The sequence below is a fragment of the Sphingomonas kyeonggiensis genome, assembly GCF_030812785.1.
Classification (GTDB): Bacteria; Pseudomonadota; Alphaproteobacteria; order Sphingomonadales; family Sphingomonadaceae; genus Sphingomonas; species Sphingomonas kyeonggiensis_B.
Map to the genome: position 1 here is coordinate 643,104 of NZ_JAUSTJ010000002.1, position 17,967 is coordinate 661,070.

Annotated in this window: 14 protein-coding genes; 7 read left to right on the plus strand and 7 right to left on the minus strand. The window is 66.3% G+C overall.

Annotated features, from left to right (window positions below; genetic code table 11):
* The first annotated feature begins 34 nt into the window (after positions 1 to 34).
* Complete coding sequence (gene tig, locus J2W22_RS12465; RefSeq protein WP_307118572.1) at positions 35 to 1,627, plus strand: trigger factor; 1,593 nt, start codon at positions 35 to 37, stop codon at positions 1,625 to 1,627.
* Between the two features lie 69 nt (positions 1,628 to 1,696).
* Here the strand turns inward: tig and J2W22_RS12470 are convergent, their stop codons facing one another.
* On the minus strand, positions 1,697 to 2,284 hold the full coding sequence (locus tag J2W22_RS12470; protein ID WP_307118573.1) for a DUF4328 domain-containing protein: 588 nt from the start codon (positions 2,282 to 2,284) through the stop codon (positions 1,697 to 1,699).
* A 96-nt stretch (positions 2,285 to 2,380) separates the two neighbouring features.
* On the opposite strand from J2W22_RS12470, the gene J2W22_RS12475 reads away from it, so the two are divergent.
* Together J2W22_RS12475 and J2W22_RS12480 are read left to right on the plus strand one after the other, a co-directional pair.
* Positions 2,381 to 3,307, plus strand: a complete 927-nt coding sequence (locus tag J2W22_RS12475; protein WP_307118574.1) for a glycosyltransferase family 2 protein — start codon at positions 2,381 to 2,383, stop codon at positions 3,305 to 3,307.
* Between the two features lie 294 nt (positions 3,308 to 3,601).
* Positions 3,602 to 6,223 (plus strand): TonB-dependent receptor, encoded by a 2,622-nt coding sequence (locus J2W22_RS12480; protein ID WP_307118575.1) that lies wholly within the window; start codon positions 3,602 to 3,604, stop codon positions 6,221 to 6,223.
* Between the two features lie 202 nt (positions 6,224 to 6,425).
* Here J2W22_RS12480 and J2W22_RS12485 read toward each other — a convergent pair whose 3' ends face one another.
* The 4 genes from J2W22_RS12485 to J2W22_RS12500 form a co-directional block, all read right to left on the minus strand.
* On the minus strand, positions 6,426 to 7,763 hold the full coding sequence (locus J2W22_RS12485) for a sensor histidine kinase (RefSeq protein ID WP_307118576.1): 1,338 nt from the start codon (positions 7,761 to 7,763) through the stop codon (positions 6,426 to 6,428).
* Between the two features lie 3 nt (positions 7,764 to 7,766).
* Positions 7,767 to 8,441, minus strand: a complete 675-nt coding sequence (locus J2W22_RS12490) for a response regulator transcription factor (RefSeq protein WP_307118577.1) — start codon at positions 8,439 to 8,441, stop codon at positions 7,767 to 7,769.
* A gap of 98 nt (positions 8,442 to 8,539) precedes the next feature.
* Positions 8,540 to 9,577 carry an SDR family oxidoreductase gene (locus tag J2W22_RS12495; RefSeq protein WP_307118578.1) on the minus strand — a complete coding sequence of 346 codons (1,038 nt, stop codon included), beginning with the start codon at positions 9,575 to 9,577 and terminating at the stop codon, positions 8,540 to 8,542.
* Positions 9,574 to 10,869, minus strand: a complete 1,296-nt coding sequence (locus tag J2W22_RS12500; RefSeq protein WP_307118579.1) for a hypothetical protein — start codon at positions 10,867 to 10,869, stop codon at positions 9,574 to 9,576. Before J2W22_RS12500 ends, J2W22_RS12495 begins: the two co-directional genes overlap by 4 nt.
* Before the next feature lie 139 nt (positions 10,870 to 11,008).
* On the opposite strand from J2W22_RS12500, the gene J2W22_RS12505 reads away from it, so the two are divergent.
* The 3 genes from J2W22_RS12505 to J2W22_RS12515 all read left to right on the plus strand — a co-directional run bounded on the left by J2W22_RS12505 (position 11,009) and on the right by J2W22_RS12515 (position 13,938).
* Positions 11,009 to 11,665, plus strand: coding sequence for an ATP-dependent Clp protease proteolytic subunit (locus tag J2W22_RS12505; protein WP_307118580.1), 657 nt, complete (start codon positions 11,009 to 11,011; stop codon positions 11,663 to 11,665).
* A gap of 120 nt (positions 11,666 to 11,785) precedes the next feature.
* The gene (gene clpX, locus J2W22_RS12510) at positions 11,786 to 13,042 is read left to right on the plus strand and encodes an ATP-dependent Clp protease ATP-binding subunit ClpX (RefSeq protein ID WP_307118581.1); all 1,257 of its coding nucleotides are present in this window, start codon (positions 11,786 to 11,788) and stop codon (positions 13,040 to 13,042) included.
* A 218-nt stretch (positions 13,043 to 13,260) separates the two neighbouring features.
* Positions 13,261 to 13,938 (plus strand): hypothetical protein, encoded by a 678-nt coding sequence (locus tag J2W22_RS12515; RefSeq protein WP_307118582.1) that lies wholly within the window; start codon positions 13,261 to 13,263, stop codon positions 13,936 to 13,938.
* Here the strand turns inward: J2W22_RS12515 and J2W22_RS12520 are convergent.
* A complete protein-coding gene (locus J2W22_RS12520) occupies positions 13,907 to 15,364 on the minus strand; it encodes an NCS1 family nucleobase:cation symporter-1 (protein ID WP_307118583.1) in 1,458 nt (485 codons plus the stop codon). The two genes, J2W22_RS12515 and J2W22_RS12520, sit on opposite strands and share 32 nt — an antisense overlap.
* A 135-nt stretch (positions 15,365 to 15,499) precedes the next feature.
* On the opposite strand from J2W22_RS12520, the gene J2W22_RS12525 reads away from it, so the two are divergent.
* Positions 15,500 to 16,120 carry a hypothetical protein gene (locus J2W22_RS12525; RefSeq protein WP_307118584.1) on the plus strand — a complete coding sequence of 207 codons (621 nt, stop codon included), beginning with the start codon at positions 15,500 to 15,502 and terminating at the stop codon, positions 16,118 to 16,120.
* A gap of 74 nt (positions 16,121 to 16,194) precedes the next feature.
* On the opposite strand, the gene J2W22_RS12530 is transcribed toward J2W22_RS12525, so the two are convergent.
* Positions 16,195 to 17,913, minus strand: a complete 1,719-nt coding sequence (locus tag J2W22_RS12530) for a M1 family metallopeptidase (protein WP_373422989.1) — start codon at positions 17,911 to 17,913, stop codon at positions 16,195 to 16,197.
* Positions 17,914 to 17,967: the final 54 nt, after the last annotated feature.

Genomic DNA, 17,967 nt, shown 5'->3' on the forward strand with positions numbered 1-17,967 from the left:
ATTCCTTTTCTTGAAGTTTGGAAGCCTGAGAAAAATGCAGACTGTCGAGACGTTGAACGAGGGCCTGAAGCGCGCCTACACGCTCAAGATCACTGCCAAGGACATCGACAAGAAGGTCGATGCCGAGGTCAAGCGGGTCGCCCCGCAAGTGCGCATGCCGGGCTTCCGCCCGGGCAAGGTGCCGGCCAATCTGGTCCGCAAGATGCACGGCGATGCGATCGCGCAGGACGCGCTCAACAACTCGATCCAGGAAGGCGTGCAGAAGCTGATCGCCGACCACAAGCTGCGCCCGGCCGTGTCGCCGTCGGTGAGCCTGGAAGGCGAATATGCGCCGGGTGGCGACGCCGAGATCAAGGTCGAGCTGGAAGTGCTCCCCGAGGTTCCGACTCCGTCGATCGACGGCCTGAAGCTCGAGCGCCTGACCGTTCCGGTCAGCGACGACGAGGTCAACACCCAGCTCAAGCAGCTCGCCGGCCAGCAGAAGGCCTGGACCGATGCACCGGCCAAGCACAAGGCCGCCGAGGGTGACCAGGTGACGATGGACTTCGTCGGCACCGTCGACGGCGTCGCCTTTGACGGCGGCACCGGCGAGGGCATGTCGGTCGAGATCGGTACCGGCCGCCTGATCCCGGGCTTCGAGGACCAGCTCGTCGGCGTGAAGACCGGCGACGAGAAGACGATCGACGTCACCTTCCCGGCCGATTACGGCGTTGCCGACCTGGCCGACAAGCCGGCGCAGTTCGCGCTCAAGATCACCGCGGTGAAGACCGCCGGCGAGACCGAGATCAACGACGACTTCGCCAAGACGCTGGGCCTGCAGAGCCTCGAGCAGCTCACCGGCCTGCTCAAGGGCCAGCTCGAGCAGCAGCTCAACGGCCTGACCCGCACCTATATGAAGCGCAAGCTGCTCGACCAGTTGGCCGCCGGCCATGACTTCGAGGTTCCGCCCTCGATGGTCGAAGCCGAGTTCGACCAGATCTGGCACCAGCTCCAGCACGAAGCCGAGCATGAGGCCGATCCGGCCGCTGCCAAGGCCGAGCTGGACGCCGAGCGCGAAGACTATGTGAAGATCGCCGAGCGCCGCGTGCGCCTGGGCCTGCTCCTTTCGGAGATCGGCACCGCCAATGGCGTCGAGGTCAGCTCGAACGAGATGAACCAGCTGATCGCCCAGGCCGCTGCCCAGTACAGCCCGAACGATCGCGAGCGCTTCTACCAGTATGTCCGCAACGAGCCGATGGCCGCCGCCCAGCTGCGCGCGCCGCTGTTCGAGGACAAGGTGGTCGATTTCCTGTTCGACAAGGCCGAGATTTCGGATCGCGAAGTGACCCGCGAAGAGCTGGAAGCTGCGATCGAGAGCGATGACGGATTCGAAACCGGCACGCACACGCACGATCACGACAACCACAAGCCGCGCAAGTCGAAGAAGGCTGAGGACGGCGAGGCCAAGGCCGAGAAGAAGCCGGCCAAGGCCAAGAAGGCCGATGCCGAGCCCGCCGCGGAAGCCGAGGCCGAGCCGGCCAAGAAGCCTGCTGCCAAGAAGGCCGCCGCCAAGAAGGCGGACGACGCCGAGGGCGAGGCCGAAGCCAAGCCCGCCAAGAAGGCGCCGGCGAAGAAGAAGGCCGACTAAGGCTTTCTCCTTCGGGAAAAGTTCAGGCCCTCGCTCCTTGTGGAGCGGGGGCCTTTGCTTTGTGTGAGGTCAGGCGAAGACTTCGCTGAGCTGCGGCCCACGCAGCGCCGCCTGGGCATGGGAGATGCCACGCAGCAACTGGATTACGACAAAGGCGAGAGCCAGATCGATACCCCCCTGTATCCAGAGCGCAGTCATTTCCCCGGCACCGATCATGATGTTCAGGACTAGGGCCAGGAAGCCATTGGCCAGCCACAGCCCCCACCAGATCGCGATGAGCGGCACCGTCTCGTCATATTGTTCTTTGCCGTGACTCGCGTTCCACAGCTCGCGCATGCCGAGATAGGGCTGGACAAGATTGGCGAAAGGTATGGCGAACCACCAGACGCGTGAGGCGGGCGAGAAGGACAGGTCTTCATAGCCCATTGCGACGAGGTTGCTGCCCGCGCGGACGATCCACCAGGCGAAGAGGACCATTGTCGCGAGCTTGAATATCTGGGTGCCGGCATCGATTTCGTTGGCAATCGGCGATACCGCGGTCGTGAAGAACGCGGGCGCCAGCTGTACCAGCATGGCGATCGCGGGAACGCCTAGCGCGTCGATCACGACCATCGTGATCACGACGTACGTCAAGAGCTTGAGATTGCGTGGTTCCATCTTTCCCCCCTTTTAAGGGGAGGGTCTGTCAGCAAGATGCGTAGGCGCAAAGACAAAATAGTCGAAACGCAGCCGTTTCGGCCCTATGGCTGGCGCATGACCATGCCCAAAGTCGCCGTTCTCCTGCCCTGCTACAATGAAGAAGCCGCGATCGCGCAGACGATTGCCGCCTTCCGCGCCGCGCTGCCGGACGCGACCATCTATGTCTATGACAACAACAGCCGCGACCGTACGATCGAAGTCGCCCGCGCGGCCGGCGCCGTGGTCCGCAGCGAGCGGATGCAGGGCAAGGGCAATGTCGTCCGCCGGATGTTCGCCGATATCGAGGCCGACATCTATGTGATGGCCGACGGCGACGCGACCTATGACGCGACCTCGGCGCCGGCGATGGTCGCGCGGGTGGCGGAGGAGGGGCTCGACATGATCGTCGGCACCCGCGTGCACGAGGCGGCGGAGGCCTATCGCCGCGGCCATGTCCTCGGCAACCGAATGATGACCGGCATCCTCGCCAGCCTGTTCGGACGCAGCTTCACCGACATCTTCTCGGGCTACCGCGTCTTCTCGCGCCGCTTCGTGAAGAGCTTTCCGGTGCTTTCCGCCGGGTTCGAGATCGAAACCGAGATCAGCGTCCATGCGCTCGAGCTCAAGATGCCGGTCGGGGAAGTCGAGACCCGCTATTTCGCCCGGCTCGAGGGCTCCGAATCGAAGCTCAACACCTATCGCGACGGCTGGCGCATCCTGAAGACGATCGCGGTGCTCTACCGGATCGAGCGGCCGATGCTGTTCTTCGGCTGGATCGCCGCGGTCTTCGCCCTGCTGGCGATCGGGATGAGCATCCCGCTGGCGGTCACCTGGTTCGAGACCGGGCTGGTGCCGCGTTTCCCGACCGCGATCCTGGCGACCGGGCTGATGATCCTTGCCTTCCTCAACCTGTTCACCGGGTTGATCCTCGACACGGTGGTGCGCGGGCGGCGCGAGGTGCGGCGGCTTGCCTATCTGGCCCAGCCCGGACCGCTCAAATAATCCATTCCAAGGTAGGCGGGTGTAAGCGGATCCGATGGGGCTTGCTTTATCGGATGAGGTTGCGCGTAAGTTCCAGTCATTCCGAATTTGGATCAATTTCGGCTGAGGAGATTTATAATTTTCCGGCGGTGGTATTTCGAAGTTAACTGCAGAATTACTTTTGAATATTGCCACATGAAACGAAAATGAAGCAGACATTACTGTAGCGCTACTGCGAGCGTAACAATAGTGCCAACAACAATGCGTAGGGGCGGCCCCGATCAGGAATAAACCTGAGCTTCAGGGATACCCCAAATGCCAAATCTCTCCCGCTTCCGTCTGTCGCTGCTCGCGGGCACGACGCTGCTCGCTCTGTCTGCGACGCCCGCGCTGGCGCAGGACCAGGCGGCGACGTCCACCGTTGCCCCGGCTTCCGACAATGACCAGGGCGGCCTGACCGAGATCGTCGTCACGGCGCAGCGGCGCGAGACCAACCTGCAGGAAACCCCGATCTCGATCTCGGTGCTGAACACCGAGAACCTGCAAGATCGTCACGTCCAGAGCCTGTTCAACCTCGCCGACGGTTCGGTGCCGTCGCTGCGCGTCGCGACCTTCGAGGCGCGCCAGTCGGCGCTGACCATCGGCATCCGCGGCATCGTTCCCTATGACCAGAACCAGACGGCGCGCGATGCGGGCGTGGGCGTCTATATCGACGGCGTCGCGCTCGGTAAGACCCAGGGCCTCAACGCCGCGCTGTTCGACATCGAGCGCATCGAAGTGCTGAAGGGCCCGCAGGGCACGCTGTTCGGCCGCAACACCGAAGGCGGCGCGCTCTCGCTGGTCACCAAGGCGCCGACCGGCGTGTTCGACGGCCGCGTCACCGCTGGCGTCGGCAACTATGGCAGCCGCAGCGCAGAGGCGCATCTCGACCTGCCGGCCTTTGCGAACATCGCGCTGAAGTTCGACGGCGTGTACCAGCACCAGGATCCGACCGTGAAGGACCCGCTCGCGGGCTCGACGGGCTGGAACTATTACGACCGCAAGGGCGGCCGCGTCGCTGCGCGCTGGACCCCGGTCGACGGCCTGACCGCGGACTTCTCCTATGACTATGCCAAGGACGACAACACCCCGCAGTACAGCCAGCTGATCAACTACAACCCGAACGGCTACGCCGTCGGCACCTATACCAACCCGGCTACCGGCGTTGTCGGCACCCAGCTGTATCTGCCGAGCACCACCGGCGTCGCCATCGCTTGCGGCGGCACCATTGCCGTCGGCGCCACCACTCCGGTCTGCATCGCGCCGCGCGCGCCGATCGTCGGCGTGCATCCGGACCGCCAGACGGTTGCCGATGTCGGTGTGCCGCAGCAGCCCAGCGTCGACATCACCCACGGCTTCACCTCGAACCTGAAGTACAAGGTCTCGCCGAACATCGAGCTGCGCTCGATCACCGCATGGCGCGGCGTCAGCACCGACCAGTGGGACAATTCGGGCGGCCCGGAGCGCAGCAGCTTCGCGCCGAACACCAACGGCACCAACGGCTTCTTCAGCCGCTACAGCCTGTCGTTCCTCGACCAGCACCAGTTCAGCCAGGAATTCCAGGCAGTCGGCAGCTTCGATCAGTTCGATTTCGTCGTCGGCGCCTATTACTACACCGAGCATGCGAGCGAATATGCCGCGACCCCGCTGAGCAACCAGTGGAACGCGGACGGCACCGCCTACACGATCCGCAGCCCGATCTTCGTCGGCACGGTGAACTCGGGCAACAATTCGAGCTATCAGCCCTATGCGGCTTCGTGCAACAACCTGCTGGCGACCACGGTTCCGCAGTTCGCCAACAGCTGCCAGTTCATTACCCGCGCCAGCGAAGCCTGGGATCACAACTATTCGGCGTTCGGTAACCTGACCTTCTCGCCGGAAGGCACTGGCCTGCACCTCACCGCCGGCGGCCGCTTCACCAAGGACAAGCGCCACGGCAGCCTGTTCGTGGTGAACAACAACTACATCACGGTCGGTGGCGTCAGCACCTTCCAGCCGGGCTTCGTGCCGTTCCAGTTCGAGAACAGCATCAGCCGCTTCGATCCGATGCTCAACATCGCGTTCGACGCGAGCCAGGACATCCACTTCTACGCCAAATACTCGACCGGCTTCCGCGCCGGTGGTGCGAACGACCGTTCGCAGCAGTTCAACGCCTTCGGTCCGGAGTCGGTGAAGTCGTATGAAATCGGTGCGAAGATGGACTTCTTCGATCACCACGCCCGCCTGAACCTTGCCGGTTACATCATGAACCGCAAGAACACGCAGTTCGACTTCGACCTGTTCGACACTGCCGGCGGCAGCCCGACCCAGGGCAGCCATATCGAGCAGACCCAGAATGCCGGTGACACCAAGATCCGCGGCATCGAAGCGGATCTGACGGTGAAGCCGACCTCGGCACTCACGCTGTCGGCCTCCTATGCCTATACCTATTGGAAGGCACCGGCGGCGGTGAACCCGATCACCGGCGGCGCACCGCAGCAGCTCTACATCGTCTACACGCCGAAGAACGCCGCTTCGGGCGCGATCGACTATGTGCTGCCGCTCACCCTGGCGGGCGGTGCGAACGTGCGCCTGCACCTCGACGGCAACTATGCGAGCAGCCAGTACAGCTTCCAGCTCGAGCCGACCAAGACCGATGCGAGCTTCGTGGTGAACGGCCGCATCGCGCTGGCGGACATCAAGATGAACGACACGAGCTCGGTGACGCTGTCGCTGTGGGCGCGCAACCTGCTCGACAACACTTATATCTACCGCCGGTCGAACGCGAACTCGTCGCCGGTTTCCAACTACGGTGCCAATGGCGCGCTGGTGTCGACTGCCTATGGCGGCATCCTGGGCGACTATGCCAACTTCAACCCGCCCCGCACCTTCGGCGCGGAAGCCAGCGTCAAGTTCTGACGCCTGGTTCGAAGGGAAATGCGAGCGGCCCGGATGGCGACATCCGGGCCGTTTCGTTTTTGGTGGCGCTTCCGGGTCCATGTTTTTCCCCGGCGAAGGCCGGGGCCCAGGCTAGGCGTGCGCGGCGAAGACGCGCCAAGGCGCGTGACTTTCAAGGCTGGCCCCCGGCCTTCGCCGGGGAAAGAAGAGGTAGAAGGCCGGGTCAGTGCGCCAGCGGCAGTCTGATGCGGACGGCCAGTCCCGGTGCGGCGTTCGCCAGCTCCAGTGTCCCGCGATGCAGCGCGGTGATCGCCTGGACCAGGGGCAGGCCGAGCCCGTGGCCGGGCCGGTTGCGGCTGGCTTCGAGCCGGCCGAAGCGGAGCAGCGCTCGCGCCTGCTCGTCCGGTGCGATGCCCGGGCCATTGTCCGCCACCGTCAGCACCGCGGCATCGCCGTCGCGCGCCACCGAGACCGTGATGGTCGAGCCGGCGGGGGTGTGGTTGACCGCATTCTCGACGAGGTTGACCACGAGCTGGGTGAGCAGCCGCTCGTCGCCGTCGATCGGGGCGGCTTCCCAGGGGCCGAGGCGCAGCGCCTGGGCCTTGTCGTCGGCCAGGGCCTCGATCGCTTCGGCGGCATTCTGGGCAACGCCGCTCAGGTCGAGCCGGCGGAACATCGCCCGGCGATCGCCGCCCTCGACTTCGGTGATGCGCAGGATCGCGGCGAACATCGCCAATATCTCCTCGCTCTGCGCCAGCGCTTCCTCGACCTGCGGACGCAGCGCATCGGCAGTGGGTTCGGCGGCGAGGCGGGAGAGCTGGCCGTGCAGGCGGGCGAGCGGAGTGCGAAGATCGTGCGCGACGTCGTTCGAGATCTGCGAGAGGCTGGTCATCAGCGCCTCGATCCGGTCGAGCATATGGTTGAAGGCCTGGGCCTGGCGCCCGAACGCGGTGCCCGCACCCTCGACCGGCACGCGGGCGCGCAGGTCTCCGTCGACGATCGCCTCCGCCGCGCTGCGCACCGCTTCGATGTTGCGGCGGATCGCCAGGCTGAGCGCGAAGATACCGAGGCCGACGAGGAGCAAGATCGCGCCGAAGCCCGAAGCGAGGATCAGCAGGCGCTGCGCATCATGATCGTCGATCGGCTCGCTTTCCGCGGCCAGCGCCAGCGTCATGCCCTCGGGCAGGGCGTGGACCAGCGCCCTGCCGCGGGTGAGCCCGGGGATCCCGGCGCTTTGGTCGATCGTCGAAAGGCCGGGGGGAAAGCCGTGCGCCGGCGTCATGTTGCCGGCCAGGTGCCTGCCGTTCCGGTCGGTCAGCAGGAAGCCGATATCGCCGCTGTCGCGCCGTCGCGTCTCCTCCATGATCCGCTGCATGAGCAGGGTCTGGTCCGGACCGTCGGCGAGGAGCTCGGCTGCCTCGCCGTGCAGCCGCTTGTCGATCTGGCGGTCGATCGTGGCCAGCAGTGCCAGATAGACGGCGAGGCAGGTGAGCACCGTCGCCAACGCGATGGCGGTGAGGAAGGCGAATGCGATCGCCCGGAGCGAGCGCAGCGGCGCCATGGCTCAGACGCGGAACATGTAGCCGACCCCGCGCACGGTCACGATCGGATCGGGCAGGCCAGGCAGTTCGAGCCGCTGGCGCAGGCGGCGGATATAGGCATCGACGATGTTGGTGGTGGGGACGAAATCATAGCCCCAGACGCGCTCGAGCAGCAGCGGCCGGCTGAGCACCGTGCCCGCCTCGCGGACCAGCTCGGCGAGCAGTCGGATCTCGGTCTTGTGCATCTCGACCGGCTGGCCGGCGCGGGTGACGCGGTGGCGGGCGACGCTCACCGTTACGTCGCCGGCGCTCACCGTGGCGCTGTCGGCGCTGCTTGCCTGACGGCGGCGGAGCAGGGCGCGGATACGGGCGTGCAGCTCGTCGATCTCGAACGGCTTGACTACATAGTCGTCGGCACCCGCCTCGAGCCCTTCGACCCGCTCGGGCAGGCGGCCGAGCGCGGTCAGCAGGATCACCGGGGTCATCACTTCCTGCTCGCGCAGCCAGCGCAGCACGTCGACGCCATCGACAAAGGGAAGCATCCGGTCGAGGATGACGATGTCGAACGGATCGCCGCCGACCGCGGCGATCGCGGCGCGCCCGTCGCCGACCGACTGGACCTCGTAGCCAAGTTGCTTCAGTTGCTCGCCGAGCAGGCGGCGCAGCGGCTCGTCATCCTCCACTAGCAGGAGGCGCATGGGTTCTTCGGGAGTGGGTTGGCTGCTCAAGGTTCGCATCCGCGCGGAGTTCGCCCCCGCTGTAGAGAGCGGCCGCCCAAAGGTCGATGCGAAAGCGCTCAGCCGCGTGCTTCGATCAGTCCGAGATCGATCAGGCTGTGCGCGGTGGCGAGGATCGCCTCCTCGTTGCTGCGCGGCTGCCAGTCGAGCAGCTCGCGCGCCTTGGCGTTGCTGGCGCTGGAGCGGATGCCGAGCCGCGGCGCCGCCTCGCGTGCCATCGGGTTGAACAGCGCCATGATTCGCACGGCCCAGCTCGGTACGCGACGGCGGGTGATCCGGGCACCGGCGGGCCCGAGGCCGGTGCGCAGCACGTCCGCCATCTCGGGGATCGACATCGCCTTGCCCGCCACGGCGAGGAAGCGCTCGCCGGCTGCCTTCCCATGCGTCATCGCGTCGACCTGCAGGCTGGCCACGTCGCGGACATCGACCACGCCGAACCACAGGTCGGGCAGGCCGGGCATTTTGCCCTCGATCATCGACTTGACCAGCCAGATCGAGGTGGAGAGATCGTCGTTGAGCGCCGGGCCGAAGATGCCGACCGGGTTGATCACCGCCAGCTCCATGCCGTTGCCCTCCGCCGCGACGAAGTCCCAGGCGGCACGCTCGGCCAGCGTCTTGGACTTCATGTAGGGTTGCACGGCCGGGCCGTTCACATCGGTCCAGTCGGCCTCGGTATAGTCGCTGTGGCGCTGGCCATGGCCATAGCCGATCGCCGCGAAGCTGGAGGTGAGGACGACGCGCTTCACCCCGGCATCGCGCGCGGCGCGCAGGACGCGCAGCGTGCCGTTCATCGCCGGGCGGATCAGCTCCTGCTCGTCCTCGGGCTGGCTCTGGGGGAAGGGGGAGGCGACGTGCTGGACATAGTCGCAGCCGGCCACCGCCTCGGCCCAGCCCTCGTCCTTCTCCAGATCGGCGGCGAAGAAGTGTAGCCGGCTGGTGTCGGCGTCGGCCCTCTCCAGCGTGGCGCGCACCTGGGGCTCGCGGGCGAGGCTGCGGACGGTGGTGCGCACGTCGTGCCCCGCCGCCAGCAGCTGGAGGATGACATGGCTGCCCACGAAGCCGGAGCCGCCGGTGACCAGGACCGTGTGCGTCGTCATTGCGTCATCATGCGGCGGCGTTGTTGCACCCGCAAGGCCGCGAAGGCGTCGGCCAGCAGCCGTGCGGCCAGGAAGGCGAGCAGCGGCCAGACGACATAGGCATAGCGCGGGATCGGCAGGACGAGTGCATAGGGCAGGCCGGCCAGCGCGATGTAGAGCGCGAGCAGCCCGTAATGGCGCCGCCGCTGGACCAGGCCGATCAGCAGGCCGAGCAGGCCGAGCGCCGCAATGGCACGGATCGCCTCGATACGGAGCGTCGGGAAGGCCTGCCAGTTGGTCAGCGCACCCTGCCAGCGATCGGGGAAGTAGAATTGGCGATAGTGGCGCAGCGCCAGCCGGGCGAAGTCGAGCGGGTGCGTGCGGATCCATGCCCAGGCCTCGCGGCCCAGCCCCTGCGCATAGGCGACCTCGCCGCCCGCTGCGCGGAGCCGGGAGAGTGCCTCTGGATTCTGATAGGGATGTATCGCCCGCATCCGCGCTTGGGATTCGGCATGCGGATCCGCGGGGTCCAGCGCGCCGGGGTAATTGGCGAGTGCGGTCTCCAGCCCGAAATTGTCGCGCAGCAGGATCGGCTTTCCCATCACCTGGGCATTGCGGAGCACCCAGGGGGCGAGGACCAGGGCGAGCGCCGCCGCGGCGGTGGCGGCGAAGGCGACGACCTGGCGGGAGGGCAGACGGCGCAGCGCCAGCCAGGCCCAGCAGGCATCCACCGCCAGCCCGGTGGTGGGGCTGACGAAGAAGGTGGCAGCCGACAGCGCCGCACCGAGCAGCAGCGGCTGCCACTCGATCGACGCCCGCCGGTCGAGCGTGACGATCAGCCAGAGATTGGTGAGGGCAAGCAGGGTGGCGAGCCCGCCTTCCCAGACGCGGAAGTCGGCGGCCTCCTGCGAGATATGGGCAGGGATCAGGCAGAGCAGCGCCAGCCCGCCGATCAGCGCGGCGCGATTCCATCCCGCGCCGGCGAACAGGGCGCGGGCGAGCAGCCAGATCGCCGCGAGCTGGGTGAGCGTCCACAGGCTCAGCAGCAGGTTGCCGAGCGCCGAATCCGCGCCGAACACGCGCTGCACCGCGCCTACGATCACCACGACCACCGGCATCAGATGCGCGGTCGGGCCGGTGCCGGGACCGAAGGCATCGGCAAGGGTGCCGGTGCGGGCCAGCGCCGCGGCTGCCTGGCTCGCCTCGCCGAGCTGGAGTGGGTGGACCAGAGCCCCCACCAGGGCGAGCCAGGCGATGCGCAGGATCAGCCCGGCCAGCACCAGCCGCACCGCCACCCTCTGCGTCGCCTTCAACAACTGCCCCGATTCGTCCCCGGCGATGACGCCCTCCCGCAAAACCCCTTGTCGAGGCTAACCATAACCAAGGCTTGAACTCCGAACGTCAAGCGCCGATGTTGGCCTGGGCAAAACAGACATAACGAGATTTTCACCCATGCATCCGCTTTCCGATCAGATGACCATTGATCCCGTCACCGGCGGCCTCGTGCCCATCGTGATCGAACAGTCGAGCCGCGGCGAGCGCAGCTTCGACATCTATTCGCGCCTGCTGCGCGAGCGAATCGTGTTCGTGACCGGCCCGGTCGAAGACCATATGGCCTCGCTGATCACCGCCCAGCTGCTCTTCCTCGAGTCCGAGAACCCGAAGAAGGATATCTGGATGTACATCAACTCGCCGGGTGGCGTGGTGACCGCCGGCATGGCGATCCACGACACCATGCAGTATATCCGTCCGCGCGTCGGCACGGTCTGCATCGGCCAGGCCGCCTCGATGGGCTCGTTCCTGCTCGCCGCCGGTGAGCCGGGCCTGCGCGTGGCGCTCACCAATGCCCGCATCATGCTCCACCAGCCCTCGGGCGGCGCGCAGGGCATGGCGTCGGACATCGAGATCCAGGCCAAGGAGATCCTGCGCATCCGCAAGCGGATGAACGATCTCTATGCGAAGTATACGGGCCAGCCGCTCGATCGAATCGAGCAGGTCATGGACCGCGACAGCTTCTTCGAGGCCGACGAAGCCAAGGCGTTCGGCGTGGTCGATGAAGTCTATGAAAAGCGGCCGGTTCCGACCGACGGCGAGGCTGCTGCAGCCTGATCGGCAGGACCTATTTAAGGAGTCTGGCGTAATAGCCAGATTCCGGTTTGCCGGAATATCGCCCGCGTGTAGGATGGCGGGTGGCGTAACGTGCGCGCGACGCACGAAGGATGGAAGTGAATGACCAAGCTCAGCGGCGGTGACTCGAAGAGCACGCTCTATTGTTCGTTCTGCGGCAAGTCGCAGCACGAAGTGCGCAAGCTCATCGCGGGCCCGACCGTGTTCATCTGCGACGAGTGCGTCGAGCTCTGCAACGATATCATTCGGGAAGAGACCAAGTCGGCGCTCGTCAGCAAGAAGGACGGCGGGGTTCCGACGCCGCAGGAAATCTGCGACGTCCTCGATGACTATGTGATCGGCCAGAAGCGCGCAAAGCGCGTGCTGTCGGTGGCGGTGCACAACCACTACAAGCGGCTGAACCACGGCGCCAAGGGCGCGGACGTCGAGCTGTCCAAGTCGAACATCCTGCTCGTCGGCCCGACCGGCTGCGGCAAGACCCTGCTCGCCCAGACGCTCGCGCGCATCCTCGACGTGCCCTTCACCATGGCGGACGCGACCACGCTGACCGAAGCCGGCTATGTCGGCGAGGACGTGGAGAACATCATCCTCAAGCTGCTCCAGGCCTCCGACTACAACGTCGAGCGGGCGCAGCGCGGCATCGTGTACATCGACGAGATCGACAAGATCAGCCGCAAGGCCGAGAACCCGTCGATCACCCGCGACGTGTCGGGCGAGGGCGTGCAGCAGGCACTGCTCAAGCTCATGGAAGGCACGACCGCTTCGGTTCCGCCGCAGGGCGGCCGCAAGCACCCGCAGCAGGAATTCCTGCAGGTGGACACGACCAACATCCTGTTCATCTGCGGCGGCGCCTTCTCGGGCCTCGAGAAGATCATCGGCGATCGCCTGCAGGGCAAGTCGATCGGCTTCGGCGCGCATGTCGCCGCGCCGGACGAGCGCCGCACGGGCGAGACGTTGAAGCAGGTCGAGCCGGAGGATCTCCTCAAGTTCGGCCTGATCCCCGAGTTCGTCGGCCGCCTGCCGGTCATCGCGACGCTCGAGGACCTCGATGTCGAGGCGCTGGTGAAGATTCTCACCGAGCCGAAGAACGCGCTGGTCAAGCAGTATCAGAAGCTGTTCGACATGGAGGGCGTGAAGCTCGGCTTCAACGATGACGCGCTCACCGCCGTCTCGAAGAAGGCGATCGAGCGCAAGACCGGCGCGCGTGGCCTCCGCTCGATCCTGGAGGGCATCCTGCTGGATACGATGTTCGACCTCCCGTCGATGGACGGGGTGGACGAGGTCGTAGTCGACAAGGACGTGGTCGCCGGCTCGAAGGACCCGGTCCGCGTCTATGCCAAGAAGGAAAAGGCGGGCTGAGGCTCGGGCTTTACCGATAGCATTTTGGAAGGCCCTTCCCGGAAGCGGGGAGGGCCTTTCCGTTTAGAGCAAACCGTCATCCCGGCGAAAGCCGGGATCTCGTGCGGTTCCTTCCCGCGCCATCGCCTGAGATCCCGGCTTTCGCCGGGATGACGGAAAGGGGGCACGCCTTTCTGTCTGGCGCTTGTTCCGCCGTATTCCTCTGCCATCATGCCCCCATGCGGCGGGGGCTGAACAGAACCGACGAACTCGCCGTCCGGCAGGCGCGACGCCGCAATGTCCGCTTCCGGCATGCGTTCGTCTGGCTGCTGATCGGCGCGGTCCTCTATGCGATCGCGCTGGCGATCGCGGTCCTGCTCTATCCCGATCCCAAGGACGTGCTGGCACCGGTGATCGGGCCCAGCCTCTATCTGACGCCCCTGTTCGGGCTGCCGTACCTGTTTGCCAGCATACGCCAGCGCGGATGGGCACAGCGGCTGGTCTATTTCGAGGCGGCGTTGCCGGTCGCGCATGTCGCGGCCAATTATCTCGCCTGGCGGCATGCGATGCTGAGCTTCCCGCTCGAGCCCGATCCCCAGGCCTATCTGCGCGATCTCGGCACCGGTGCGGTGGGCGGCCTTGCGGGCGGGACGCTGGCGCTGATGCTGCTCGTGCCGCTGCGCTTGGCCCCGCTGGGTGCCGGCAGCCGCGCGATCATCCTGCTCGGCATCGCCGCGCTCACCCTTCTCGGCGCGATGGGCATGGCGCAGGGGCTGCTCCTCACCAACGCGCTCGAATATCCCCTCCGGTCGGCGCGCTTCCTCTTCTGGCTGGAGTGCGTGCATTTGCCCTGGCAGGCGTGCCTGGCGTTCTTCCTCGCCTGGCTCATGCGGCTAGGGCGAAGGCCTGGGGCTTGAGGCGCATCAGCCCGGTGTAGACGATGAGCGCGATGGCCAGGCCGACGAACCAGGCCCAGCTATAGATCGCCGCCCAGATCGGCCCGACGGAAAAGGCCGAGGGCGCGGCGGTGGCGAGGAAGCCCGGCAGATTGGGCAGCACGCCGGCCGCGAAGGCGATCAGCGCCGCCGGGTTCCAGCCCGAGCGATAGCGATAGGCGCCGTCCGTCCGGTAGAGGTCCGCGACCTGCAGCCGGGTGCGGCGGATCAGCCAATAGTCGGCGATCAATATGCCGGCGATCGGGCCGAGCAGCGCCGAATAGCCGGCGAGCCAGACGAAGATGTACCCGCCGGTCGAGGCAAGCAGTTTCCAGGGCATCATCAGGATCGCGATGGTGGCGGTGATCATCCCGCCGGTGCGGTAGCTGATCCGCTTCGGCGCGACCGAGGAGAAGTCGTAGGAGGCGGAAACCAGGTTCGCGGCGATGTTGCACGAAATGGTGTCGACGCTGATCACGACCAGTCCAAGCAGCACCAGCGGCCCCTCGAACCGGCCGGACAGCGCGACCGGGTCCCAGATCGCCTCGCCATAGATCACCACGGTGGCGCTGGTGGTGATGACGCTGGCCAGCGCGATCAGCCCCATCATCGGCGGCAGACCGATCGACTGGCCGATCACCTGGTCGCGCTGCGAGCGGGCGAAGCGGGTGAAGTCGGGGATGTTGAGCGCGAGCGTCGCCCAATAGCCGATCATCGCGGTGAGCGCGGGCCAGAACACCACCCAGAACTGACCCTCCCGGGCGCCGCCGGGCACGAAGGCCGAGGGGGCGTTGAAGATCGGGCCGAACCCGCCTGCCGTCTGCACCGCCCACCAGACCAGCGCGATGCAGACCAGGATCTTGACCGGCGCGGTCCAGGTCTCGAGCCGGCGGATGGTCAGCAGCCCCTTGCGGACGAAGAAGAGCTGGAGCGACCAGAAGGCGAGGAAGGCGGCCAGCTGGCCGATCCCGATGCCGAGCAGGGGCAGGGGCGTGCCGCGCAGGTCGGTCTTCAGCAGCACGCCGAGCAGGGTGAGCAGCGCCTCGCCGCCGATCCAGGTCTGGATGCCGTACCAGCCACAGGCGACCAGCGCGCGGGCGAGGGCGGGAAGCCGCGCGCCGGTGGTGCCGAACGAGGCGCGGACCAGCACCGCATAGGGAATGCCGTGGCGGGCGCCGGCATGGCCGATCAGCAGCATCGGCACCAGGACGACGAGGTTGCCGAGCAGCACGGTGAGCGCAGCCTGTCCGGCCGACATGCCCTGCTCGACCAGCCCCGCGGCGAGCATCCAGGCGGGCACCGCGACGATCATCCCGATCCACAGCGCGGCATAGTGGTACCAGGCCCAGCTGCGCTGCTCCGGGCCCGTCGGTGCGAGGTCGGTATTCCAGAGCGTTTCGTCCGCCATGCTTCCCCCCGAAATGCAGGCTCCAACGCGCTGGAATGTCGCGCGATCTACGCTGCGCTGCAAGATCGACTTTTGTTGACGCGACTCAAGTTGAGGCGCACCTTCGCTGTATTAGCCGGATAAAGGAGTCGTCCTATGTCTGATGCTGCAATCCTCGCGGACGAAGATCCCCGCGAGTATCACTCGTCGTTCAATCTTGCCCTCGATTCCGCCGCGGGCACGGCTTTCAAGTGGCTGGTCCTCGGCCACCTGCTCTTCATTGCTGGGTTGTGCGTGCTCACCCTGGCGAATGTCGCCAACGGGGCGGTATGGCTTACCCCGCTTCTTACCTTGCCCCTGGTCTGGGCAGGGCGGAGCCACAAGCTGGCGATGAAGGTCGCAGTGCTGATCGTCGGCCTCACCTTCGCACACTGGGTGGCGGCCCAGCTGGCGAGCCAGGTCAACGCGGCCGCCACGCCGATGCTGCCGGGCCTTGTCGGCGGCGCGGTAGGCGCAGGCCTCGGGCTGCTGTTCGTGCTGGGCAGCGGGCTGGGCCGGCACGGGCTGGCGACGGCGATCTTCGCCGTGTTCGGCACGGCGATGCTGGCGGGCCTCGGCGCGCTGGTCGTCTATCTCTACATGACGACCGGTGCAGGCAATCAGGGCTTCCCGGGCAACTGGCTCCAGCTGCTCAAGATCTATGTGCCCTGGCAGATCGGCTTCGGCTTCGTGCTGGCCAAGGTGCTGCGGCCGGACGGCGGGCTGATCGAGGACTAGGCTGCCCGCCGGCGAGGGATATTGCCCCTCTCCCGACCCTCTCCCCATAGGGGAGAGGGAGAAGGGGCCTTGCCCTATCGCCGGTACGCGTAGCGCTGAAAGGCCTCGACGGCCGCCGAATATTTGAGGATCCGCGAGTCCGGATCGACGATCACATGCGCGTCGGCCGGCACCTTCAACGTCGCGGTGCCGCCCGGCATCTCGATCTTCTGCACCTTGCCATCGATCGAGACCTCCACCGGCAGCGGGAAGGGCTTGTCGTTCGGCACCTTCCAGCGCAGCACCAGCGCGTCGCCTTGGCGCGTCTCTACCAGCTCGGGCAGCGGCGCCTGGTAAAGATAGACGTCGAAGAACCATTGCAGGTCCTTGCCGGTCACCTTGTTCACATCGGCGATGAACTCGGGCGTGGCGGCGAAGCGCGGGGTGAAGTTGCCCGGCTTCGGATCGGTCCGGCCATAGACGAGCAGGCGGGTGGCCTCGAAGAACTTCTCGTCGCCGATCAAATTGCGCAGCGTGTGGAGGATCCAGGCGCCCTTGACGTAGATGTCCTGGCCCGGCCCGCCATTCTCCTCCTCATAGACCTGTTCCTCGGTGCGAATCTGGCCCGAGACGATCGGGGCGTGATTGGTGATCTGGAGCCGGAACTCGTCCATCATGATCGCATAGCGCGCCTCGCCCTCGCGCCAGCGACCGTAGAGCGGCTGCATGTACTGGGCGAAGCCTTCGTGCAGCCAGTAATCGTCCCAGTTGCCCGCCGACATCTGGTTGCCGAACCACTCATGGCCGAGCTCGTGCTGGAAGATCTCGTCGAAGCCCGAGGGGTATTGCTTGTAATTGTTGCCATACGCATTGATCGTCTGGTGCTCCATGCCGAGGTGCGGCGTCTCGGCCACGCCCACCTTCTCGTCGCCGAACGGATAGGGGCCGATCAGGCTCTCGTAGAAGTCGAGCGTCGGCGCGAACTCGGCGAACAGTTTCTTCGCCTTTTCGTCGCGGCCCGGCAGATACCAATATTGCATCGGGATCATGTTGCCGAAGCGGCTCTTATAGTCCGCCTCGATCAGCTTGTAGGGCGCGATCTGGAGGGTGACCGAATAGGGGTTCGGGCTGCGCGTGCGCCAGTTCCAGGTGGTGCGGCCATCGGCAAGCGTATCGGTGCCGATCAGCTTGCCGTTGCCGGCGACCTTCAGGTCCTTGGGCACGGTGATGTGCATGTCGACCGTGTCCGGCTCGCCGCGCGGGAAGTCGAGGCAGGGCCAGAACAGGTCGCAGCCATAGCCTTCGGCAGTGGTGGCGATCCAGGGCTGGCGGTCGGTCCCCGGCGTCTTTGCCCAGACCATGCCGTCGTCCCAGGGCGCCCGCACCGCGACATGCGGCGTGCCGCCATAGCTGATCTTCACCTCCGCCTTGCCGCCGGCCTTGAGCGGGCGGGGCAGGGTGATCATCAGCCGGCCTTCGGGATTGGCCCATTCCTGCGGCGTGAGCGCCTTGCCGTCGATGCTCACCGCGGTGACCGGCAGGTTCCGGTCGAGATCGATCTGCAGGACCTTCTGGGCGATCGCGCTGGTGATCGTCAGCGTCGCCACGCCGGCGATGCGCTGGGTCGCCGGGAACACCTCGATCGCCAGGTCTGCATGGTCGAGATGGAGCGCGGCGCGCTCGGGGCTGATCGGGCCGCCCGATTCCTGCGTGGTCGGCGTGATCGGCGGCTCGCCGGGCTTTACCGTCTGCGCGGTGGCGGGAAGAGCGGCGAGCGCCAGGGCCGAGGCGGCGAGGAGCAGGGACGTGCGGATGGGAGCCTCCTTCAGGCGGGAATCACGGTATACTTGTCGAGAGTGATGCGGAAA